This window comes from Citricoccus sp. SGAir0253 (genome assembly GCF_005877055.1).
In the GTDB taxonomy this organism is placed as follows: domain Bacteria; phylum Actinomycetota; class Actinomycetes; order Actinomycetales; family Micrococcaceae; genus Citricoccus.
The window spans coordinates 1803393-1825804 of the sequence record NZ_CP039424.1 but is presented as its reverse complement, the minus strand read 5'-3'; the positions used below and the strand labels follow the sequence as shown (position 1 = coordinate 1825804).

17 protein-coding genes are annotated in these 22412 nt (G+C 73.6%); 9 read left to right on the top strand and 8 right to left on the bottom strand.

Translation table 11 applies throughout. The annotated features are described in order from the left end of the window. Positions 1-5: 5 nt before the first annotated feature. A complete protein-coding gene (locus E7744_RS08085; RefSeq protein WP_246858357.1) occupies positions 6-557 on the bottom strand; it encodes a hotdog fold thioesterase in 552 nt (183 codons plus the stop codon). Here E7744_RS08085 and polA point away from each other — a divergent pair. The 3 genes from polA (at position 556) to rpsA (ending at position 6362) form a co-directional block, all read left to right on the top strand. Continuing rightward, positions 556-3426: a DNA polymerase I gene (polA, locus tag E7744_RS08080; protein ID WP_371415331.1), complete on the top strand. Its 2871-nt coding sequence runs from the start codon at positions 556-558 to the stop codon at positions 3424-3426. The genes E7744_RS08085 and polA overlap by 2 nt on opposite strands. Next, the gene (locus E7744_RS08075; RefSeq protein WP_137773674.1) at positions 3413-4750 is read left to right on the top strand and encodes a GNAT family N-acetyltransferase; all 1338 of its coding nucleotides are present in this window, start codon (positions 3413-3415) and stop codon (positions 4748-4750) included. Before polA ends, E7744_RS08075 begins: the two co-directional genes overlap by 14 nt. 157 nt (positions 4751-4907) lie before the next feature. Then, entirely contained in the window at positions 4908-6362 is a 1455-nt protein-coding gene (rpsA, locus tag E7744_RS08070) for a 30S ribosomal protein S1 (RefSeq protein ID WP_137773673.1), read from the top strand. Positions 6363-6528: 166 nt separating this feature from the next. On the opposite strand, the gene E7744_RS08065 is transcribed toward rpsA, so the two are convergent. Together E7744_RS08065 and E7744_RS08060 are read right to left on the bottom strand one after the other, a co-directional pair. Then, positions 6529-7875: a class I SAM-dependent methyltransferase gene (locus E7744_RS08065; RefSeq protein ID WP_246858356.1), complete on the bottom strand. Its 1347-nt coding sequence runs from the start codon at positions 7873-7875 to the stop codon at positions 6529-6531. Beyond that, positions 7872-8570, bottom strand: coding sequence for a YigZ family protein (locus E7744_RS08060; protein WP_137773672.1), 699 nt, complete (start codon positions 8568-8570; stop codon positions 7872-7874). Before E7744_RS08060 ends, E7744_RS08065 begins: the two co-directional genes overlap by 4 nt. A gap of 96 nt (positions 8571-8666) precedes the next feature. Here E7744_RS08060 and coaE point away from each other — a divergent pair, with 96 nt between their 5' ends. From coaE to E7744_RS08040, 4 genes are all read left to right on the top strand, one after another. Then, complete coding sequence (gene coaE, locus E7744_RS08055; protein ID WP_246858355.1) at positions 8667-9383, top strand: dephospho-CoA kinase; 717 nt, start codon at positions 8667-8669, stop codon at positions 9381-9383. An 87-nt stretch (positions 9384-9470) separates the two neighbouring features. Next, positions 9471-11645, top strand: coding sequence for an excinuclease ABC subunit UvrB (gene uvrB, locus E7744_RS08050; protein ID WP_137773671.1), 2175 nt, complete (start codon positions 9471-9473; stop codon positions 11643-11645). Between the two features lie 263 nt (positions 11646-11908). Then, complete coding sequence (locus tag E7744_RS08045) at positions 11909-13171, top strand: TerC family protein (protein WP_137773670.1); 1263 nt, start codon at positions 11909-11911, stop codon at positions 13169-13171. Between the two features lie 161 nt (positions 13172-13332). After that, positions 13333-14547 carry a globin domain-containing protein gene (locus tag E7744_RS08040; RefSeq protein ID WP_137773669.1) on the top strand — a complete coding sequence of 405 codons (1215 nt, stop codon included), beginning with the start codon at positions 13333-13335 and terminating at the stop codon, positions 14545-14547. Positions 14548-14580: 33 nt separating this feature from the next. Here E7744_RS08040 and E7744_RS08035 read toward each other — a convergent pair whose 3' ends face one another. Genes E7744_RS08035 through E7744_RS08025 form a run of 3 tightly spaced genes read right to left on the bottom strand, consistent with a single transcriptional unit; the run spans position 14581 to position 19224 of the window. Further along, entirely contained in the window at positions 14581-15963 is a 1383-nt protein-coding gene (locus tag E7744_RS08035) for an alpha/beta fold hydrolase (RefSeq protein ID WP_137773668.1), read from the bottom strand. Further along, positions 15960-16544 carry a GNAT family N-acetyltransferase gene (locus E7744_RS08030; RefSeq protein ID WP_137773667.1) on the bottom strand — a complete coding sequence of 195 codons (585 nt, stop codon included), beginning with the start codon at positions 16542-16544 and terminating at the stop codon, positions 15960-15962. The genes E7744_RS08035 and E7744_RS08030 overlap by 4 nt, the downstream gene beginning before the upstream one ends. 43 nt (positions 16545-16587) lie before the next feature. Then, the gene (locus E7744_RS08025; RefSeq protein WP_137774937.1) at positions 16588-19224 is read right to left on the bottom strand and encodes an RNA helicase; all 2637 of its coding nucleotides are present in this window, start codon (positions 19222-19224) and stop codon (positions 16588-16590) included. 103 nt (positions 19225-19327) lie between these two features. Here E7744_RS08025 and E7744_RS08020 point away from each other — a divergent pair, with 103 nt between their 5' ends. Continuing rightward, complete coding sequence (locus E7744_RS08020; RefSeq protein ID WP_137773666.1) at positions 19328-20173, top strand: methyltransferase domain-containing protein; 846 nt, start codon at positions 19328-19330, stop codon at positions 20171-20173. Positions 20174-20201: 28 nt separating this feature from the next. On the opposite strand, the gene E7744_RS08015 is transcribed toward E7744_RS08020, so the two are convergent. Beyond that, positions 20202-20882 (bottom strand): MBL fold metallo-hydrolase, encoded by a 681-nt coding sequence (locus tag E7744_RS08015; protein WP_137773665.1) that lies wholly within the window; start codon positions 20880-20882, stop codon positions 20202-20204. A gap of 123 nt (positions 20883-21005) precedes the next feature. Between E7744_RS08015 and E7744_RS08010 the strand changes: the two genes are divergently transcribed. Then, entirely contained in the window at positions 21006-21419 is a 414-nt protein-coding gene (locus E7744_RS08010) for a GntR family transcriptional regulator (RefSeq protein ID WP_371415330.1), read from the top strand. A gap of 35 nt (positions 21420-21454) precedes the next feature. Here the strand turns inward: E7744_RS08010 and E7744_RS08005 are convergent, their stop codons facing one another. Further along, on the bottom strand, positions 21455-22303 hold the full coding sequence (locus E7744_RS08005) for an alpha/beta fold hydrolase (protein WP_137773664.1): 849 nt from the start codon (positions 22301-22303) through the stop codon (positions 21455-21457). Between the last annotated feature and the right edge of the window lie 109 nt (positions 22304-22412).

The following is a 22412-nucleotide window of genomic DNA, read 5'->3' as shown; positions in this document are numbered from 1 at the left end:
GGGTCTCAGGGGCGTCGGTCGCGGCGCCCGGGGTCCAGGATCATGTTGGTGATCCGGGCCGTGGAGAGCCGCCGGTCCTCGTCGTCCGTCATGACGACCTCGTGGGTGGTGAGCGTCCCGCCCAGGTGCACCGGCCGGCACGTGCCGGTGACGGTGCCCGAGCGCGCGGCGCGGTGGTGCGTGGCGCCGATCTCGATCCCGACGACGGGCCGGCCGTCCGCGTGCAGCATCGCCGCGATCGAGCCGAGGGTCTCCGCGATGACCAGGTGAGCGCCCCCGTGGAACAGCCCCATGTTCTGCTCGTTGCCGGCCACCGGCACGGTGGCCGTCACGAGGTCGACGGACAGGTGGGTGAAGCGCAGTCCCATCTTCGCCGCGAGCGGGCTGAACCCCAGCGGCCCCATCCGGTCCTGCATCTCGGCCGGCACGCCCGTGAGCTCCAGGAACCGCCGGCGGGCCGCCGGGTCCTCCGGCAGCTCCGGGGTCACGCCGGGCAGGTAGCCCTGCCCGGGGCCGGCGTCGGGTGCCGGGGGGCCGGCTGTCACGGTCTCGTCCATGCGCACTAGGCTGGCACCCGTGACTGATTCGAGCAATTCCGCCCCTGACACCGCCGCACCACCCGCCGAGGGCGCCCCCCGGCGACTGCTCGTGATCGACGGCCACTCCATGGCCTTCCGGGCCTTCTACGCCCTGCCGGTGGACAACTTCGTGACGGACACGGGTCAGCACACCAACGCCGTCTACGGCTTCACGAACATGCTGCTGACGATGATCCGCCAGCAGCGCCCCACCCACGTGGCGGTGGCCTTCGACCTCGACACCCCGACCTTCCGCTCCGAGGAGTACGGGGAGTACAAGGCCGGCCGGTCCAAGACCCCCGAGGAGTTCCACGGGCAGGTGGACCTGATCCGCAAGGTGATGGAGGCGATGAACATCCCCACCGTCTCGGTGGACGGCTACGAGGCCGACGACATCGTGGCCACCATGGCCGCGCGCGCCGAGGAGGCCGGCTGGGAGACCCGCGTGGTCTCGGGCGACCGGGACGCCTTCCAGCTCATCACCGACCGCACCCTCGTGCTGTACCCGAAGAAGGGCGTCTCGGACATCCCGCCGATGGACGCCGCCGCGATCGAGGAGAAGTACGGCGTCCCGCCCCACCGGTACCCGGACCTGGCGGCGCTCGTGGGCGAGACCGCGGACAACCTGCCCGGCGTGCCGGGCGTGGGCCCCAAGACGGCCGCGAAGTGGATCGGCCTCTACGGCTCCGTGGAGGAGGTCCTGGAGCACGCGGAGGAGATCAAGGGCAAGGCCGGGCAGTCCCTGCGGGACCACGCCGAGGCCGTGCGGCGCAACCGGCGGCTGAACCACCTGCTGCGGGACATGGACCTGCCCGTCACGCTCGAGGCCACCGAGCTCGAGCACCCGGACCACGACCAGGTCGTGGAGCTCTTCGACGCCCTGCAGTTCAACGCGGTGCGCCAGCGCCTCTTCGACACCCTCGCCGAGCGGCTCGGCGGCGAGCCCGAGGAGGTCCCGGTGGAGGAGACGCCGGCGTTCACGGTCGCCACGACCGCCGCCGCGCTCGAGGCGTTCCTCGGCGAGCACGGGGCGCACCTCGTGGGCGTGCACGTGGTCCTGGACGGGCCGGCCATCCTGCCCAAGCGCAAGATCCCGGCCCCCGGCGACTACGGCGTGCCCCTCGGCGCGGCGCTCGTGGGGGAGGACGCCGCGGTCTACGTCCCGCTGGACGGGGACGGGGCGCCCGACGGCGGCGCGGGCCCCGTGCTGGCGGGGTACCTGGCCGATCCGGGCCGGCGGAAGGCCGTGTACGACCTCAAGGCCGCCGCCAAGGCCCTCCGGGCCGCCGGGGCGCGGACGGCCCTGGGCCGGGAGGTGACCCTGGCCGGCGTCGAGGACGACGTCCTGCTCTCGGCCTACCTGATCCAGCCCGACCGCCGCGGCTACGGGCTGGACGCGCTGGTCCAGACCTACCTGCAGTCCACCCTGGAGATGGAGGACGACCCCACGCAGGCCGGGGCCCAGCTCGAGCTCGACCTGGACGCCGCCGAGGGGGAGGACGCCGGGGCCGCGCTGCTGCAGGCCCGCGCCGCGGCCACGGTGCGCGCGGCGTGGATGGTGCGCCGGCTCTCCGGGGTGTTCCTGCCCCAGCTCATCGAGCGCGGGGCCCAGCAGCTGCTGCAGGACCTGGAGATCCCGCTGGCGGGCGTGCTCGTGGACATGGAGCTGGCCGGCATCGCCGTGGACCGCGCCGTGCTGGACGGGCTGTACGCCGACTTCACGGAGCGCATGGAGGCCGCCCAGGAGTCGGCGTGGGCCTCCGTGGCCGAGCAGACGGGCGGGGAGAGGGTCAACCTCGGCTCGCCCAAGCAGCTGCAGGCGCTGCTGTTCGACACGCTGGACATGCCCCGCACGCGCAAGACCAAGACCGGCTACTCCACGGACGTGGACTCCCTGACGGACCTGCTCGCGCAGACCCAGCACCCGTTCCTGGAGAACCTCATGCTCCACCGGGACGCCACCAAGCTGCGCCAGACGGTCGAGGGCCTGCTGGACACGGTCGCCCCGGACGGGCGCATCCACACCACCTACTCGCAGACCGCCGCGGCCACCGGCCGCCTGTCCAGCCTGCACCCGAACCTGCAGAACATCCCCGTGCGCACCGAGGCGGGCCGGCGGATCCGCGAGGTGTTCGTGGTGGGGGAGGGCCACGGCACCCTGCTGACCGCGGACTACTCGCAGATCGAGATGCGCATCATGGCGCACCTGTCCGAGGACGAGGCGCTCATCCAGGCCTTCCGCGAGGGGGAGGACCTGCACCGCTTCGTGGGCGCCCAGGTGTTCGGCGTGGCCCCCGAGGACGTCTCCGCGGAGATGCGCGCCAAGGTCAAGGCCATGAGCTACGGACTGGCGTACGGGCTGAGCTCGTTCGGCCTGTCCAAGCAGCTGCAGATCCCCGTGGACGAGGCCCGGTCCCTCATGAAGGGCTACTTCGACCGCTTCGGCGCCGTGCGCGACTACCTGCGGGACGTGGTGGCCCAGGCCCGCAATGACGGGTTCACGGCCACCATCCTGGGCCGGCGGCGCTACCTGCCGGACCTCAACAGCGACAACCGGCAGCTGCGGGACATGGCCGAGCGGGCCGCGCTCAACGCCCCGATCCAGGGCTCGGCCGCGGACATCATCAAGCAGGCGATGCTCGGGGTGCAGGCCGGGCTCGTGGAGCAGGGGCTGCGCTCCCGGCTCCTGCTACAGGTGCACGACGAGCTCGTCCTCGAGGTCCCGGACGAGGAGCTGGAGGCCGCGACCGCCCTGGTGCGGGAGCGGATGGGCGCCGCCGCGCAGCTGTCCGTGCCGCTCGACGTGCACATCGGCGCCGGGCGGAGCTGGCACGATGCCGCCCACTGAGCCCGGTTCGCCGGCCCCGCCGGCCCCGGGGCGCCCCCTGCCCGGCGGGCTCGTGGTGCACCGCTTCGCCCCCACGGGCCGGCCCGCCGCCGAGGACGCGCGGGCCGCGCTCTTCGTGCGCACGGTGGAGCGCGGGTTCTACGAGCCCGAGCCCACCGGCGAGGCCCTCGACCAGCTGCTGGGCCACGAGCACGCGGACGGCCGGACCTACACCGGCGTGTACGAGGCCGGGGCCGATCCGGCGGTGGACCGGCCGGTGGGCACGTTCGCGGGGTTCGGCAAGCGCCTGCACGTCGGCGGGGGCCGGGACGTGGACGCCCTGCTCGTCAGCGCGGTCACCGTGGCGCCGAGCCACCGCCGCCGCGGCATCCTGCGCGCCCTCATGGAGTCCGAGCTGGCCCTCGCCGCGGCCGCCGGGACGCCGCTGGCGGCGCTGACCGCCTCCGAGGCGACGATCTACCGGCGGTTCGGCTTCGGCGCCGCCACGGCGCTGCGCCGGGTGGAGGTCGACGTCCGCGGGGACGCGGCCCTCGCCGGCCCCGTGTCCGGGACGGTGCGGCTCGTGGAGCCGGCGGAGCTCGCCGCCATCGGCCCCGAGGTGTTCGAGCGCACGCGGCGCCAGGTGCCCGGCTCGGTGGAGCGGATGGCCTCCTACGCCGCCCACGAGACGGACACGGTCGCGGGCGACCGGGCGGGGCGGGGCGGGCTGTACGCCGCCGTGCACCACGACGACGGCGGCACCCCGCGCGGCTACGTCACGTACCGCTTCGCCGGGTGGGACACCGAACCGGCCACCGTCCGGGTCTCCCAGCTCTACGCGAGCACCGCGGCCGGCACCCGGGCCCTGTGGGCCTTCCTGGCGAGCCTCGACCTCGTCGAGCGCATCGCGTGGCGCTCGGCCCCGGACGACGGGGTGCTGGAGCACCTCTTCGCCGACCACCGGCGCGTGCGCACCACCCACCGGGAGGACCACCTGTGGCTGCGGCTGCTGGACGTGCCCGCCGCCCTCGGCGCGCGTCCCTACGCCCACGACGGCGAGGTGACGCTGCGGGTCCACGACCGCCTCGGCCACGCCGCGGGGGACTGGCGCCTGTCCGTGGCGGGCGGGGCGGCCGCCGTCGGGCGCGCGGCGGCGGGCGCGGGCGCCGCGGCGCCGGACCTCGAGCTGGACGTCGCGGACCTGTCCGCCGCCTACCTCGGCGGGGTCCCCGCCGAGGTGCTGCGCCAGGCGGGGCGGGTCGCGGAGCACCGCCGCGGCGCGGCCGCCGAGCTGTCCGGGCTGCTCGCGCCGGACCGGCCGGTGCACTGCATGACCGGGTTCTGACCGTCCCGGCTTTGACCCGGGCTTGGCCACCCGGTTAGACTGGACGAGCACTTTCTGTGCACCCACAAACCACATCAACCCACTATCCGGGTTCGGCGGCCCCCTCGTGTCCGCGGTTCCCGGCCGAGTGAACAATCCACATCGGAGCCCCTACTACATGACCATCACCTCCACCGCCCCGCAGGTTGCCATCAACGACATCGGCACCTCTGAGGACTTCCTCGCGGCCATTGATGCGACGATCAAGTACTTCAATGACGGCGACCTGGTCGAAGGCACCGTCGTCAAGGTCGACCGCGACGAAGTGCTGCTCGACATCGGCTACAAGACCGAGGGCGTCATCCCGTCCCGGGAACTCTCCATCAAGCATGACGTGGACCCGGACGAGGTCGTCGCCGTGGGCGATTCCGTGGAGGCCCTGGTCCTCACCAAGGAGGACAAGGAAGGCCGCCTGATCCTGTCCAAGAAGCGCGCCCAGTACGAGCGCGCCTGGGGCGACATCGAGAAGATCAAGGAAGAGGACGGCGTCGTCACCGGCACCGTCATCGAGGTCGTCAAGGGCGGCCTCATCCTCGACATCGGCCTGCGCGGCTTCCTGCCGGCCTCCCTCGTCGAGATGCGCCGCGTCCGCGACCTGGCCCCGTACATCGGCCAGCAGCTGGAGGCCAAGATCATCGAGCTGGACAAGAACCGCAACAACGTGGTCCTGTCCCGCCGGGCGTGGCTCGAGCAGACCCAGTCCGAGGTCCGCTCCAACTTCCTGCACAAGCTGGAGAAGGGCCAGGTCCGCACCGGCACCGTCTCCTCCATCGTCAACTTCGGTGCCTTCGTGGACCTGGGCGGCGTCGACGGCCTGGTGCACGTCTCCGAGCTGTCCTGGAAGCACATCGACCACCCGTCCGAGGTCGTCGAGGTCGGCCAGGAGGTCACCGTCGAGGTGCTCGAGGTGGACATGGACCGCGAGCGTGTCTCGCTGTCCCTGAAGGCCACCCAGGAAGACCCGTGGCAGCTGTTCGCCCGCACCCACGCCCTGGGCCAGGTCGTGCCGGGCAAGGTCACCAAGCTGGTGCCGTTCGGCGCGTTCGTGCGCGTCGAGGACGGCATCGAGGGCCTGGTGCACATCTCCGAGCTGGCCTCGCGCCACATCGACACCGCCGAGCAGGTCGTGTCGGTCAACGACGAGCTGTTCGTCAAGGTCATCGACATCGACCTGGAGCGCCGCCGCATCTCGCTGTCCCTCAAGCAGGCCAACGAGGGCGTGGACCCGGAGGGCACCGAGTTCGACCCGGCCCTGTACGGCATGGCCGCCGAGTACGACGACGAGGGCAACTACAAGTACCCCGAGGGCTTCGACCCGGAGGCGAACGAGTGGCTCGAGGGCTTCGAGACCCAGCGCGCCGCCTGGGAGCAGCAGTACGCCGACGCCCAGGCCCGCTGGGAGGCCCACAAGGAGCAGGTGGCCCGCCACCTGGCCGAGGACGCCGAGGGCGCCTCTGCCGCCGAGTCCGGCGCCGCCTCGTACTCCTCCGAGGACCGGGGCGACTCGGACCAGGGCACCCTGGCCTCCGACGAGGCCCTCGCCGCCCTGCGCGAGAAGCTCACCGGCAACTGAGCCGACGGCCGCCCGGCCGCTCGACTGCCACGGAAGGACCCCGCACCGCACGGTGCGGGGTCCTTCCGCGTCCGTGGCCCTGCCGCGGCGGTCCGACGGGGGTACGGAGGGGGGTACGGCGGGGAGGGGCTGCGGGGGAGGGGCGGCGGGACGCCGCGGGCCGCGCTCAGCGGCGCGTGGAGACGGTCACCGTGAACGTGCGGTCGCGCTCCACCTGCCGGGTGGGGCCCACGAGCCGCTCGAGGTCCCGGCGGTAGCGCAGGTGCGAGTTCCACACGCACCACAGCTCGCCACCCGGGCGCAGGACGCGCGCGCACGCCTCGACCAGGCGCAGGGCCACGCGCGGGTCCACCGTGCCGCCGGCGTGGAACGGGGGGTTGAGCACGAGCAGGTCCTCGCTCGCGTCGGGGAACGAGGCCAGGGCGTCGTCCCGGCGCACCTCCACGAGCTCCGCCACGCCGTTGAGCCGGGCCGTCAGCGCGGTGGACCGGCACGCGTCCGCGGACTGGTCCGTCGCCACCACGGCGACGCCCTCCCGCCCCGGTGCCCCGGTGGCCCCCGCCCGCGCGGCCAGCAGGGCGAGGTGGACCGCGATCGTGCCGTTGCCGCAGCCGACGTCCACGGCCCGGGCCGGGGCGCCCACGGCGCCCTTCGGGCCCCCCGCCGCGAGCGCGGCCGCGAGCGGGCCCAGCAGCAGTGCCGTCCCGGGGTCCAGGGCCGCACCGCCGAAGGTCGCCCCGTACGCGGCCAGGGTCACCGCCCCCACGCCGGGCAGCTCCCGCACGGCCGTGCGCGGGAACGGGTCCGGCCGGCCGCGGAGCGGCCCGCGGGCGGTGAGCACCCGCGACTTGGACCGCCCGCGGCCGGGGACCACGGAGGCGAAGTGGCGCTCGAGCACGGCGTTCTGCCGCGGCGTCATGTGCTTGTCCCGGCCGCCGGCGAGCAGGACCACGTCCTCGGCGGCGTGCTCGGCCACGAGGCGCGTCCACTGCTCGAGCGCGTCGAGCGAGCGCGGCAGCACGAGCAGGACGGTCCGGGCACCGGCCACGAGGTCCGCGTCGATCGGCCCCCGGTGCAGGGCCCCGGCCCGGGCGGCGGCGTCCGGGTCCGCCGCCCGCCACCGGCCGAGGTTGGCCTCCAGCGACCGTTCCTGGGCGAGGGCGTCCTGGCCCACGCGCACGGGGTGCCCGGCGGCCAGCAGGGGCAGCGTCAGCGCCCCGTGCCGGTCCTCGAGGACGACGACGGCGTGCCCCGGGTCCGCGGCGCCGCCGCCGGGGCCCCCGTCGTCGCTCGCGTCGTCGATCCCGTGCACGCTGCCGCCGGGGTGCCCGGCCCCCCACCACGCGTGCAGGGTGTCCAGCAGCAGCACGTCCGCGGCGTCGTGGGCCAGCAGCTCCGGCGCCTCCGGGTACGGCCAGCGCGAGAGCGCCTCGAACCCGAAGCCCTCCGTGAGGGGGGAACGGCCGACCGGGGGCGTCACGCCCCACGGCGGCGGTGCGGAGGAGTCCGTCACGGCAGGTCCACCCACTCGGCGCCGAGCGTCCGGGCGGTGCCGGCCCCCGCGGTGACCGCCGCCAGCCGGGCGGCGAACGACTCCCGGGACCGGCCATCGTCGGGCAGGGCCACCGTGACGGTGGCCCCGGCGGTGCCGTAGGCGGTGTCCCGGACCACGAACCCGGCGGCCCGGAGCTCGTTCTCCCAGCGCCCGGCCTCGGCGTGCGGGGCCTCGACGCCGAGGAGCTCCATGCGCTGCCGGGTCACCGTGGCCGTGGTGTCCAGGGCGGCCGAGACGGCCTCGGAGTAGGCGCGGACGAGGCCGCCGGCGCCGAGCTTGACGCCCCCGAAGTACCGGACGACGGCGGCGCACACGTCGGACAGGTCGCGCACCGGCCCGTCCCCGGTGCCCGTCTCCCGCAGCGCCAGGGCCTCGAGCATGGGCACGCCCGCGGTCCCGGCCGGCTCGCCGTCGTCGGAGGAGCGCATGACGTCACGGTCCGGGCCCAGGACGAAGGCGCTGCACACGTGCCGGGCCTCGTGGTGCTCGCGGCGCAGCCGGGCCAGGAAGCCGCGGGCGGCCTCCTCGGACTCCACGCGCAGCAGGCAGGCGATGAACCGGGAGCGCCGCACCTCGAGCTCGTGGACCACGGGGACGGTGGCCGCGGCGGCGGGGAGCACCGTGTAGCGGGCGGCGCGGGACTCCTCGGGCATGGCCGCCAGTCTACGGGGCCGCCGCCCTGCAGGCGGCCGCCGGATCTGGGAGGATCGGGGATGAGCACAGGTCGGATGGACGGACGGACGAGCACGATGACCGAGAGCACTCCGGGGACCGGCGCGGCGCAGGCGCCGGCGACGCCGGCCGCCACCGCGCGGGAGCCGGTCGACCCGGCGCCCGTGGACCGGCCGCGCCTGCACATCGGCCTGACGGGCGGCATCGCCTCGGGCAAGTCCACGGTGGCCGCCGAGCTGGCCGCCCTGGGCGCCGTCGTGGTGGACTCGGACGCCCTCGCACGCTCCGTCGTCGCCCCCGGCTCCGAGGGGCTGCGGCTCGTGCGGGAGGCGTTCGGCCCCGGCGCGGTGGCCCCCGACGGGACCATGGACCGCGCCGCCGTCGCTTCGATCGTGTTCGGGGACCCGGGCGCGCGCGAGCGGTTGAACGGGATCGTCCACCCCCTCGTGCGCGCCGAGGGCCGGCGGCTGGTCCGCGAGGCCGGCCCGGACGCCGTCGTGGTGCAGGACGTGCCCCTGCTGGTGGAGACGGGCCAGGCGGACGCCTACGACCTCGTGCTCGTGGTGGAGGCGGACCCCGCGGAGCGGGTCGCGCGCATGGTGCGGGACCGGGGGATGACCGAGGAGGCCGCCCGGGCGCGGATGGCCGCGCAGGCCACGGACGCCCAGCGGCGGGCGGCGGCCGACGTCGTCCTCGTCAACGACGCGGGCCTGGAGGACCTGCGCCGGGCCACGCGGCGGTTCTGGGACGAGTACGTGGTCCCGGTGCTGGACGCGGACCGGCCGCACTCCTGACCGCCGGCCGCCGGCCGACCCCCGACGGCGCTCCGCCGGTGGTGAACCGCCGTCCCCTGCCGGCTCGAACAGTTGTACGGTGGGACCATGAGCCTCGCGCAGAAGATCAACCGGCAGGTGGCCCCCTTCGAGGTGATCTCGGAGTACCGGCCCTCGGGTGACCAGCCCAAGGCGATCGCCGAGCTCGCCGAGCGCGTCCAGGCGGGGGAGAAGGACGTCGTGCTGCTCGGCGCCACCGGCACCGGCAAGTCCGCGACGACCGCGTGGCTGATCGAGAAGGTCCAGCGCCCCACCCTGGTCATGGTGCAGAACAAGACCCTGGCCGCGCAGTTGGCGAACGAGTTCCGCGAGCTGCTGCCCCACAACGCGGTCGAGTACTTCGTCTCCTACTACGACTACTACCAGCCCGAGGCCTACGTCCCGCAGTCGGACACCTTCATCGAGAAGGACTCCTCGATCAACGAGGAGGTCGAGCGGCTGCGCCACTCCGCCACGAACGCCCTGCTGACGCGGCGGGACGTGGTGGTGGTGGCCACGGTGTCCTGCATCTACGGCCTCGGCACCCCGGAGGAGTACATCCGGCAGATGGTCACCCTGCGCCGCGGCCAGGAGATGGACCGGGACCAGCTGCTGCGCCGGTTCGTGGGGATGCAGTACGTGCGCAACGACCAGGACTTCCACCGCGGCACCTTCCGGGTGCGCGGGGACACCGTGGAGATCATCCCGATGTACGAGGAGCTGGCGATCCGCATCGAGTTCTTCGGCGACGAGGTGGAGTCCATCCAGACCCTGCACCCGCTCACGGGCCACGTCATCCGCGAGGAGGAGGAGATGTACATCTTCCCGGCCTCGCACTACGTGGCCGGCGACGAGCGGATGCACCAGGCGGTCACCTCGATCGAGGACGAGCTGCGCGAGCGGCTCCAGGAGTTCGAGGCCCAGGGCAAGCTGCTCGAGGCGCAGCGGCTGCGGATGCGCACCACCTACGACCTCGAGATGATGCAGCAGATGGGCTACTGCAACGGCATCGAGAACTACTCCCGGCACATCGACGGCCGGCCCGCCGGCTCCGCCCCGCACTGCCTGCTGGACTACTTCCCGGACGACTTCCTGCTCGTGGTGGACGAGTCCCACGTGACGATCCCGCAGATCGGCGCCATGTACGAGGGGGACATGTCCCGGAAGCGCACCCTCGTGGAGCACGGCTTCCGGCTGCCCTCGGCCATGGACAACCGGCCGCTGAAGTGGGACGAGTTCCTCGAGCGGATCGGCCAGACCGTCTACCTCTCCGCGACCCCCGGCAAGTACGAGCTGGCCCAGGCCGACGGCGTGGTGGAGCAGATCATCCGCCCCACGGGGCTCGTGGACCCCGAGCTCGTGGTCAAGCCGACCAAGGGGCAGATCGACGACCTGCTCGAGGAGATCCGGGTGCGCACCGAGCGCGACGAGCGCGTGCTGGTGACCACCCTGACCAAGCGCATGGCCGAGGACCTCACCGAGTACCTGCTCGAGCACGGGGTCAAGGTGGAGTACCTGCACTCGGACGTGGACACCCTGCGCCGCGTGGAGCTGCTGCGCGAACTGCGCAAGGGCACCTTCGACGTGCTCGTGGGCATCAACCTGCTGCGCGAGGGGCTCGACCTGCCCGAGGTGTCCCTCGTGTCCATCCTGGACGCGGACAAGGAGGGCTTCCTGCGCTCGTCCACCTCGCTGATCCAGACGATCGGCCGTGCCGCCCGCAACGTCTCCGGCCAGGTGCACATGTACGCGGACCGGATCACCGACTCCATGCGGTACGCGATCGACGAGACCAACCGCCGCCGCGAGGTCCAGCAGGCGTACAACCGCGAGCACGGGATCGACCCCACGCCGCTGCGCAAGCGGATCGCGGACATCACCGACCAGCTGGCCCGCGAGGACGCCGACTCGGCAGACTTCCTGGCCGGCATGGGCGGGATCAAGGCCGGCTTCGGCTACGGCAAGGGCAAGCGCGGGTACACCGCGACCATCACCGACGAGCAGCGCGCCGCGGCCGCGCACGCGGTGGCCGGGGGGGACGAGGACCTGGTGGCGCACGACGGCGGCGCCCCGGACTTCGCCAAGCTGCCGGCCAAGGACCTGGCGGACCTCATCGACCAGATGAGCGCGCAGATGCACCAGGCCGCCGTGGACCTGCAGTTCGAGCTCGCCGCGCGGATCCGCGACGAGGTCTCGGAACTGAAGAAGGAACTGCGCCAGATGCAGCGGGCGGGGCACGCCTGATCCGCCGGCCCGCGCGGCCGCGCGGGCCGGCACGGTACACTGGTCCCCGGCGTAGGGGAGTATCCCGAACACTGCGGACGTCAGCACGCTGGACTCGCCAGCCGGACGCAGCGGCCCACCACCTCCACCGCCGGCGCGAGCCGGCCGGGGAGGCGGGGGCGGAGAGACTTGCGGCACACACCTGACAGGGTGTCCCCTCGCCGACCCTCCGTCCCGGAGCGGTCCGGTTCGTGGGCACCGGACCGACGACGGAAAGGGACCGCATGGAGATCAATGCGCTGACCTGGACGATCACGATCGCCGTGATCATCGCCCTGCTGCTGTTCGACTACATCTTCCACGTGCGCAAGGCACACACCCCCACGATCCGCGAGGCGGCCGTCTGGTCGGCCATCTACATCGGCATCGCGCTCGTGTTCGGCCTGGTGTTCTTCGCGTTCGGGGACACGCAGCACGCGGTCGAGTACTACGCGGGCTACATCACGGAGAAGGCGCTCAGCGTCGACAACCTCTTCGTCTTCCTGGTCATCATGGCCTCGTTCAAGGTGCCGCGCGAGTACCAGCAGAAGGTCCTGCTGTTCGGCATCACCTTCGCGCTCATCTCGCGCACCGTGTTCATCCTCCTCGGCGCGGCCCTCATCTCGGCCTGGTCGGACGTGTTCTACCTCTTCGGCCTGGCGCTGCTGCTCATCGCGGGCGGCCAGCTCAAGGGCGAGCTCACGGGGGACGAGGAGGACAAGGACGAGGCGGACAACTTCATGGTCCGCCTGGCCAAGCGCGTGCTGCCGGCCTCGGAGAACTACGACGGCGACCGGCTGTTCACGTTCGAGAACGGCAAGCGCCTCATGACGCCCATGCTGCTCGTCATGGTCGCCATCGGCCTGACGGACGTGCTGTTCGCCTTCGACTCCATCCCCGCCATCTACGGCCTGACCCAGGACCCGTACATCGTGTTCACGGCCACGGCGTTCTCGCTCATGGGCCTGCGCCAGCTGTTCTTCCTCATCGACGGGCTGCTGGACCGCCTCGTGTACCTGTCCTACGGCCTCGCCGCGATCCTCGGCTTCATCGGCGTGAAGCTGATCCTGCACGCCCTGCACGAGAACAACCTGCCGTTCATCAACGGCGGCGAGAACGTCGCGGTCGTCGAGATCGAGACCTCCACCTCGCTGCTCGTGATCGTCGGCGTGCTCATCGTGACCGTGGTGGTCTCCCTCGCCAGCCCCAAGGGCCGGGCGCTGGTCGCCCTGCAGAACGCGGAGAAGTACGCCTACCGCTACACGCGGCTGGACGAGACCGCCTCCGAGGAGGAGCGCCGCCGCGCCGAGGAGCTCATGGACAAGTGGACCCACGCCGCCGAGGCGGTGCCCGCGCGGTACCGGGACGAGCTGATCGAGCACAAGGACAGCTACTCGCAGATCCTCCGCACGGCGCACGAGACCCGGGTGTCCACGGCCCTGGCGGAGGGCCGCGAGGTCCCGACCATCTCCAACACCATCGTGGAGAACCAGGGCCCGACCGTCTGAGCCCGCCCGGCCCGGCCACCGGGCCCGCCCCCACGGCCCGTCCCGGCACCCGCCGGGGCGGGCCGTGCCGCGTCCGGGGCCGCGGGGAGCGCGGGGAGGGGGCGGGCCGGCGTCGCCGAGGTCTGGACAGCCCCCCGGGGCCCCCGACCTAGAGTGTGCCCATGTACACCGACACCGCACCCCAGGCGGACCGCCACGCCCTGAGCGCCGAGCACGCGGAGACCATCCGCGCCACCCTCCCGGCCGTGGGCGCGCACATCACCGAGATCGCCCAGCTGTTCTACCGGACCATGTTCTCCCGGCACCCGGAGTTGCTGGCGGACACCTTCAACCGGGGCAACCAGCGCAGCGGCGAGCAGCAGAAGGCCCTGGCGGCCTCGGTGGCCACGTTCGCGGCCATGCTCGTGGACGAGTCCGCGCCGAGCCCCGTGGACCTGCTGACCCGCATCGGGCACAAGCACGTCTCCCTGGGCATCACCCGCGACCAGTACCAGGTGGTGCACGACAACCTCTTCCACGCCATCGCCGAGGTCCTCGGCGAGGCCGTGACGCCCCCGGTCGCCGAGGCCTGGGACCGGGTCTACTGGATCATGGCGGACGTGCTCACCGGCTTCGAGCAGGGCCTCTACGACTCCGCCGGGGTGGACGCCGGGGACGTCTTCGTCCCGGCGCGGCTGACGGAGCGGCGCCGGCTGACCGGCTCCGTCATGCGGTACTCCTTCGCCGCGGAGGGCTTCGCCGCCACCCGGCCGGGGCAGTACACCTCCCTGGGCGTGCGCCTGCCGGACGGGGCGCGCCAGTTGCGGCAGTACTCCCTCGTGGAGTGGGACGAGGCGGGATTCTCCGTGGCCGTCCAGCGCGACGGCGAGGTCAGCTCCCACCTGCAGGACCACGTGCGCGAGGGGGACACGATCGACGCGACCCTGCCCGCCGGCCACCTCGTGCTGCACCAGTTCACCTCGCCGATCGTCACGGTCAGCCAGGGGATCGGCTCGACCCCGATGGCCGGCATGCTCATGGCGCTCATCCGGCGCCTGGACACCGAGCAGGGTGCCGGGTCGCGGCCGGAGCACCCGATCACCGTGCTGCACGCCGACGCCTCCGAGGACGACTACGCCTTCCGGGACCTGGCCGAGGAGGTCACCTCGCGGCTGCACGCCCCGCTCGTCACGGCCTTCCGCGACCGGGGCGAGCGCCTGGACCTCGGGGCCCTGGCCGGGGCCGGCACGCTGCCCGTGGGTGCCCAGTGGTACCTGTGCGGCGGCAACGCGTTCCTGCAGGACGTCCGGGACCAGCTGGAGGCGCACAAGACCACGCTGTTCCCCGTGGAGGTGCACTTCGAGCTGTTCAGCCCCAACGACTGGCTGCTGCGCTGAGGCGCCGGCGCGGTCGACGGCCCGGGCGGTGACTCAGGCGGTGAGGGACAGCAGCCGGCGCAGGATGCCGGGGCCGTCGTCGCCGATCCCGTCGTGGTGGAAGGCGTCGGTCTCCCACACCGCCAGGCCCCGCACGCCGGCCGCGGTGCGCAGGGACAGGTCGCGGTCCACGTACACGTCGTGCGCGTACACGGCCGCGGCGACCGGCACCGTGTTCGCCGCGAGCACCGCGGGGTCGTAGAGCGGGCCCCACGCGGTGCGCCGGGCCAGCTCCTCCGTCACTCCGGCCAGCGGGCGCAGCGCGGGGTCCAGCCGGGGGTACCAGTCGAACACCATCTCGCCGGTGAGCAGGGGGGCGGTGCTGCGCTCGGGGTCGAAGCCGGCCAGCCCCGGCGAGTCCGCCAGCACGCGCTGGGCGGCCCAGCCCGTGTCCGTCCCGCCGGTGTCCGAGCGCACGGCGCCCAGCTCCGCGGGCTGGGCGTAGATCGACTCGTGCAGGACGAGGTAGAGGGGGTTCGCGGCGCGCGATACCTGCTGGTACACCCCGTGCAGGAACGCGTCGGAGAGCCGGTCCGGTCCCTCGAACGCCTCCTGCAGCAGGTAGTGCAGCTGGTCCATCCGGGTGTTGCCGCCCAGGTACATGCCCAGCGCCTGCACCCGCCCCGGGGTGAGCGGGGAACCGTCCGGCAGCCGCGCGTCCCCGCTGCGGGCCAGGGCGTACACGCGGGCCAGGCCCTCGCGGTCCTCGGGGAAGCGCGCGAGGAACTCCTCGTTGCGGTGGCGCATCCGCTCGTAGGTGGCCCGGTACACGTCCTCCGCGTGTCCCTCGAGCGGGGCCAGCCCGCCGGTGACGAGGGCGCGGGCCACGCCCGCGGGGTGCCAGGACAGGTAGGACAGGACGCAGAACCCGCCGAAGCTCTGGCCGAACACGGTCCACGGCCCCGAGCCGAGGGCCCGGCGGATCATCTCGGCGTCCTGGACGATGGACGGGGCGCGCAGGTGCACGAGGTACTCGGCCTGGTCCCGCGCGTCGCCCTCCGTGGGGATCGAGTGCCGCGTGGCCGGGGTGGACAGCCCGGTGCCGCGCTGGTCCAGCATGAGGATGCGGAAGTCCTTGGCCGCCTCCTTCATCCACCCGGACAGGCGCGACTGCCGCAGTCCCTTCCCGCCCGGGCCGCCCTGCAGGAACAGCAGCCACGGCAGGTCGTGGCGGTGCTCCCGGTGGGCGGCCGCCACGTACTCCCGGGCGAACACCGTGATCCGCCGGCCGGCGGGGTCGGCGTGGTCCAGCGGCACCCCGAACCAGTGGTCGGCGATGAGCGTGCCGTCCAGCAGCGTGGCCTCGGTCCCGGGCCGGTGCGCGGCGGGCGCCGGGGGGGCGAACCGGCGGGGATCGCCCGCGACGCCGGCGCTCACCCGCGCTGTCCGGGTGCGGCCGCGGAGGCCGCGGCGTCCAGGGCGCCGCCGGAGAGCCGGTAGGTGGTCCACTCGTCCATCGGGACGGCGCCGAGGGAGCGGTAGAAGCCGATGGAGGGCTCGTTCCAGTCCAGCACGGTCCACTCCAGCCGGGCGTAGCCGCGCTCGGCGCACAGCCCCGCCAGGTGCAGCAGCAGCCGCCGGCCGTGCCCGCGGCCCCGGCACGCCGGGTCCACGTAGAGGTCCTCGAGCCAGATGCCGTGGGTGCCCTCCCACGTGGAGTAGTTCAGGAACCACAGGGCCAGGCCGACCACGCGCGGTCCGGCGCCGTCCGGGTCGTCCTCCACGACGTGGCAGTACACGGCGGGGTGCTCCGCGAACAGGTGGCGGTGCAGCCCCTCCTCGGTGTTGCGCACCGCGTCCGGCTCGCGCTCGTAGGCGGCGAGGTCCCGGATGAGCCGGAGGATGTCCGGCACGTCCCCGGGGCGCGCGGCGCGGGTGACGCCGGTGGTGCCGGTGCCCTCAGTGCTCACGGTTCCCTCAGTGCTCACGGTTCCCTCGGTGGTCCCGGTGCTGCTCATGGTCTCGTCCTCTCGTCCACGTCCGTCTCCGCGTCCTCGCGCCTCACACGCCCCAGCCCGGCTCGGGCGCTCCCACGGACACCACCCGGATCACCGGGTGTCCGGCCTCGTCCGAGGCGTCGAGGTCCACGAGCGCGTTGATGCCCCAGTCCAGGTTCTGCTCGGGGTCCACCAGGACCTGGCGGACCGTCCACCACCGGGAGCCGGACACCCCGGCCGGGGCGCCGCCGTCGGGCCCGGGCCGCGGGCCCGTGTCCACCCGGAAGTACTGGGGGCCGCGGGCGGCGGCGCCGTCGTCGATGTCCTCGTACTCCCCGAAGTAGCCGTCCAGGGCGTCCGCCCAGTCGTCCGCGGTGAACCCGTCCCCGGCCGCGGCCCCGAGCTCGCCGAGCGCGCGGTCCTGCTCGTCGCCGAACAGCCGGACGCGCCGGAACATGGCGTTGCGGACCATGACCGTGAACACGGGGCGGTTGGCCGTCAACCGCGGCGGCTCGGGCGGGGCCAGCTGCTCGTGGTCCCGCCGCAGCTCCTCGACGTCCCCGGCCAGCAGGTCCTCCCACTCCTCGATGAGCGAGGAGTCGGTCTGCTTCACGATCTCCTCGAGCCACGCCAGCAGCACGTCGAGCTCCTCGTCCCGGGCGTCCTGCGGGATCGTCTGGCGCAGGGCCTTGACGGCGTCCGTGAGGTAGCGCAGCAACACGCCCTCGGAGCGGGACAGCCCGTAGAAGTTCACGTAGTCCGTGAAGCCCATGGCGCGCTCGTACATGTCCCGCACCACGGACTTCGGGGTCAACTCGAAGTCGTGCAGCCACGGGGCGGAGGCGCGGTAGGTCTCGAACTGCTGCTCCAGCAGCTCGGCGAGCGGCTGGGGGTACGTCACCTCGTCGAGGGCGTTCATCCGGTCGGTGTAGTCCATGCCCTCGGCCTTCATGGCGGCGACCGCCTCGCCCCGGGCCTTCTTCGCCTGCGCCGAGAGCACCTGCCGGGGTGGCTCGAGGGTGGCCTCCACGATCGAGACCATGTCCAGGGCGTAGCCCGGGTCGGCCGGGTCCAGCAGCTCGAAGGCGGCCAGCGCGAAGGGGGACAGCGGCTGGTTGAGGGCGAAGTTCGGCTGCAGGTCCACCGTGAGGTCCACCGTGCGGCCCTCGGCGTCCGGCTCCTCCAGCCTCTCCACCACGCCGGTGGCCAGCAGCTCGCGGAAGATCCCCAGCGCCCGGCGCATCAGGGCGGCCTGGCGCGCCGGCGTCTCGTGGCTGGTGCGGATCATCCGGCGCACGGCGATGACGGGGTCGCCCGGCCGGTCGAGGATGTTCAGCAGCATGGAGTGGCTGATCCGCAGGTGGCTGGACATGGCCTCCGGCTCGGCGGCCACGAGCCGCTCGAAGGTGGCCCGGCCCCAGGACACGAAGCCCTTCGGCGGGGTCTTCCTCGGCGAGGACCTCGTGGACTGCTTCATCCGCTTGGCCCGCTCGGCCTCGTCCTTGACCCCGGCGAACCTGGCCGCGGCCTTGGCCTGCGCCTTGGCGTTCTCGATCACGTGCTCGGGGGCCTGGACCACCACGAGCCCGGAGGTGTCGTAGCCGGCCCGCCCGGCCCGCCCGGCGATCTGGTGGAACTCGCGGGCGTTGAGGATGCGGGTGCGTTCGCCGTCGAACTTGCTCAGCGCCGTGATGAGCACGGTGCGGATCGGCACGTTGATCCCCACGCCGAGCGTGTCCGTGCCGCAGATGACCTTCAGCAGGCCCTCCTGGGCGAGGCGCTCCACGAGCCGGCGGTACTTCGGCAGCATGCCGGCGTGGTGCACGCCGATGCCGGCGCGCACGAGGCGGTTGAGGGTGCGGCCGAAGCCGGCCGAGAAGGAGAACCCGGCGATCCGCTCGGCGATCGCGTCCTTCTCCTCGCGGCTGGCCACGGACACCGAGGACAGCGACTGGGCCCGCTCCACCGCGTCGAGCTGGGAGAAGTGGACGATGTACACGGGGGACTGGCGGGTCTCCACGAGCTCGGCGACCTTGTCCTGCACGGGGTCCTCGGACCACTCGTAGGCCAGCGGGATGGGACGCTCGGCGTGCGCCACCGTGGTGGTGGTCCGCCCCGTCCGCTCGGTGAGGTCCTCCTCGAAGCGGCTCGTGTCCCCCAGGGTGGCGCTCATCAGCAGGAACTGCGCCTGGGGCAGCTCGAGCAGGGGGACCTGCCACGCCCAGCCGCGCTGCGGGTCGGCGTAGAAGTGGAACTCGTCCATGACGACGGGGCCGACGTCCAGCCCGGAGCCCTCCCGCAGGGCCAGGTTGGCCAGGATCTCGGCCGTGCAGCAGATGATGGGCGCGTCCCCGTTGACGGAGGAGTCGCCGGTGACCATGCCGACGTTCTCCGCGCCGAACAGGTCCACGAGCGCGAAGAACTTCTCCGAGACGAGGGCCTTGATGGGGGCGGTGTAGTAGGTGCGCTGACCGGTGGCCAGGGCGTGCAGGTGCGCCGCGACCGCCACGAGCGACTTCCCGGAGCCGGTGGGGGTGGCCAGGACGACGTTGTGGCCCTGGACCAGTGCCATGACCGCCTCGTCCTGGGCGGGGTAGAGCGAGATGCCCCGCGATCCGGCCCAGTCCAGGAAGGCCTCGTAGACGGCGTCGGGGGACGGCCGGGGCGCGTCCGGGGCGGGGATCAGGTCGGTGAGCTGCATCCCGTCCAGCCTAGTGGCCGCGCGGGTCGGCGGGCGCACGGCGTGTGTCCTCCGGTGTCCGCCGGCCGGTCCGCGCCCGCGCCGCGCGCGCTAGCGTGGTGCCATGCGCGACTTCACGTGGGATCCCGAGCAGTACAGCGTCTTCGCCGACCGCCGGGCCCGTCCCTTCCGGGACCTGGTGGGCCGGGTCCGCGCCACCGACCCGAAGGTCGTCGTGGACCTCGGCTGCGGCCCCGGGAACATGACCGCCACCCTCGCCGAGCGGTGGCCCGGGGCCCGCGTGACGGGCCTGGACTCCTCCGCGGACATGGTCGCCTCCGCCCGGGAGCGCGCGAGCGCCCCCGGGGCGCCGGAGAACCTGCACTTCGAGCAGGTCGACGCCCAGCGCTGGGCGCCCGGCCCCGAGGTGGACGTGGTGGTGTCCAACGCGATGCTGCAGTGGATCCCGGACCACCGCCGGCTCGTGGCCGGCTGGCTGGACGGGCTGCGGCCCGGGGCCTGGTTCGCGGTCCAGGTGCCCGGCAACTTCGAGGCGCCCTCCCACGCCACGATGGCCGAGCTGTCCCGCCGGCCGGAGTACGCGGCGGTGCTCGAGGGGGTCATGGAGCGGGAGTCGGTCTACACCCCCCAGGAGTACCTGGAGACCCTCATCGCGGCCGGCTTCGAGGCCGACGTCTGGGAGACCACCTACTCCCAGCCGCTCACGGGCGAGGACCCCGTCTACGACTGGGTGCGCGGGGCGGCCCTGCGCCCCTCGCTGCAGCGGCTCGAGGAGGCCGACCGCCGCGACGGCACGAACCTGCTGGAGCGCTACGTCCAGGAGTACAAGCGCATCATGCGCGCGTCCTACCCCACCTACGTCACCCCGGACGGGGTGCGGCTGACCGACTACCCGTTCCGCCGCATCTTCGTCGTCGGCGTGAAGAACGACCTGGCGCCCAGCATCTGAGCCGGGGCCCCGGACCGGGGGCGGCGGGTCACCAGCCGCGCTCGCGCCACTCGGCCAGGTGCGGGCGCTCGGCGCCGAGGGTCGTGGAGTCCCCGTGGCCGGGGTGGACGATCATGTCGTCCGGGTACCGGTCGAAGAGCCGCTCCACCACGTCCGTGAACAGCGAGTCGAACCGTGCGGGGTCCTGCTGGGTGTTGCCCACGCCGCCCGGGAACAGGGAGTCGCCGCTGAAGCACAGCGGCGGGCCGTCCTCGGGCTCGTAGACGAGCGCCACCGAGCCCGGGGTGTGGCCCCGGAGCCCGACGACGGCCAGGGAGATCCCGTCGAAGGTCGCCGTGTCCCCGTGGTTGAGCAGGACCTTGGCCGCCACGCCCGTCCCGGCCTCGATGGCCGCGGCGTCCTCGGTGCCCGCCGCGGTGGGCACGCCGGTGGCCTCCACCACGCCGGCGAGCGCCCGGACGTGGTCCCAGTGCTGGTGCGTGGTGATGATGACCGCGAGCCGCAGCTCGCACGGGGTGTCCGCCCGCGCCGACTCCAGCAGCTCGCGGACCGCGTCCACGTCGTCCGCCGCGTCGATCAGCACCTGGGTCCCGGAGGTCTTCGACGTCAGGACGTAGACGTTGTTCGCCATCTCGGAGACCGAGCGTTGGCGGACCGTCACCCGGGGCAGGTCGTGCAGCAGCCGGATCGGTGAGGTGGAAGAAGGCATGGGGCACAGTCTAGGGAGCAGGACCGCTCCCACGGCAAGGTGGGACCCGGCGGGACCCGGCCGGCCTGCGCGTTCGCTACGCTGGGGTCCGATCGGCGAGGCTCGTGCGGACGATGAGGGGCGGTGGTCGCGGTGGCGGCGGAGAAGGACGGGGCCTCGGTCCCCGCGTGGCTCGTGGAGGCCCTGGCGATCCGCACCTCCTCGACCGTCCCGCCCTACGAGCAGGTCCGCACGGGGTTGCTGGACCTGGTCCTCCGCGGCCGGCTGCCGGTGGGCACGCGGCTGCCCACGGTGCGCGGGCTCGCCGCGTCCCTCGGCGTCGCCGCCAACACGGTGGCCCGCGCCTACAAGGAGCTCGAGCAGGCCGGCGTCGTCACGGCGCGCCCGCGCCTGGGCACCGTGGTGGCCCGGGGCGGCGACGACGCCGAGGCCGGGCTCGCGGCCGCGGCCGCGGAGTACGCCGAGGCGGCCCGGTCCCTGGGCTTCGGCCGGCGCGAGGCGGTCCGGCAGCTCGAGGCGCTCTTCCCGGAGCGGTAGGAGACACGGCAGGGCGGCGGGGCGCGCGGCCGGGATCAGTCGGCGGCGAAGGCGACGACCTCCGCGAGGAAGCGGTCCGGCCGTTCCAGGTGGGGCACGTGCCCGCACCGGGGGACGACCACGAGCCGGCCGTGGGGCAGCGCCTCCGCAGCCGCCCGGCCGTGGGCGAGGGGGAGCACCATGTCCTGGGCGCCCCACAGCACGAGGGCCGGCACCCGGATCCCCGGCAGCGCGTCGAGCAGCACGTGCCGCTGGCCGAGGGGACCGACCTGCTCGCGCAGCGCGGCCACCGACGTGGCCAGGTGGTGGGGCAGGGTCCCCAGGCGGACCTGCTCGGACACCCAGCGCGGCGGGGCCAGCCACGGGCGGGCGAACAGGAGCGGGACGCGCAGCCACGCGCGCCGCACGGCGCCGGGGACGGTCCGGCCGACGCCCACCGCGAGCTCGCCGTGGCCGGGCAGGGCGAGGGCGCGCAGCGCGGGATGGACGGACCATCCGAGTCCCGCCGAGTCCTCCAGCACGAGCCGCCGGACGAGGTGCGGGTGGCGCAGGGCCAGCTCGAGGGCGACGCTGCCGCCCAGGGAGTTGCCGGCCACGCCGGCCGGTCCGGCGGCAGGCCCGGCCACGGCCCCGAGGAAGGAGGCCATCACGTCCGCGAACCGCGCCGGTCCGGGCGGCCCCACCGCGTCCGGGGCGCTGGCCCCGAACCCGGGCAGGTCCGGCGCGTACACCGTGTGCCGCTCGGCGAGCGCCGGGATGACGCCCCGCCAGCTGCCCGAGTGCTCGCCGACCGCGTGCAGCAGCAGCAGGGCGGGCCCGGACCCCGCCACGAGGTAGCTGATCCGCCCGCCGTCCACCGTGAGCTCGCGCCGTTCCGGCACCATGTGTCTCCCCCGACCCCGATCGCGTTCCTGTCCGGACCGATCCTCGCACGCCCGGCTACGCCGTCGGCGAAGCCGGGCCCGGATTCCCGGGGGTCCCCTCGGTTCGAAG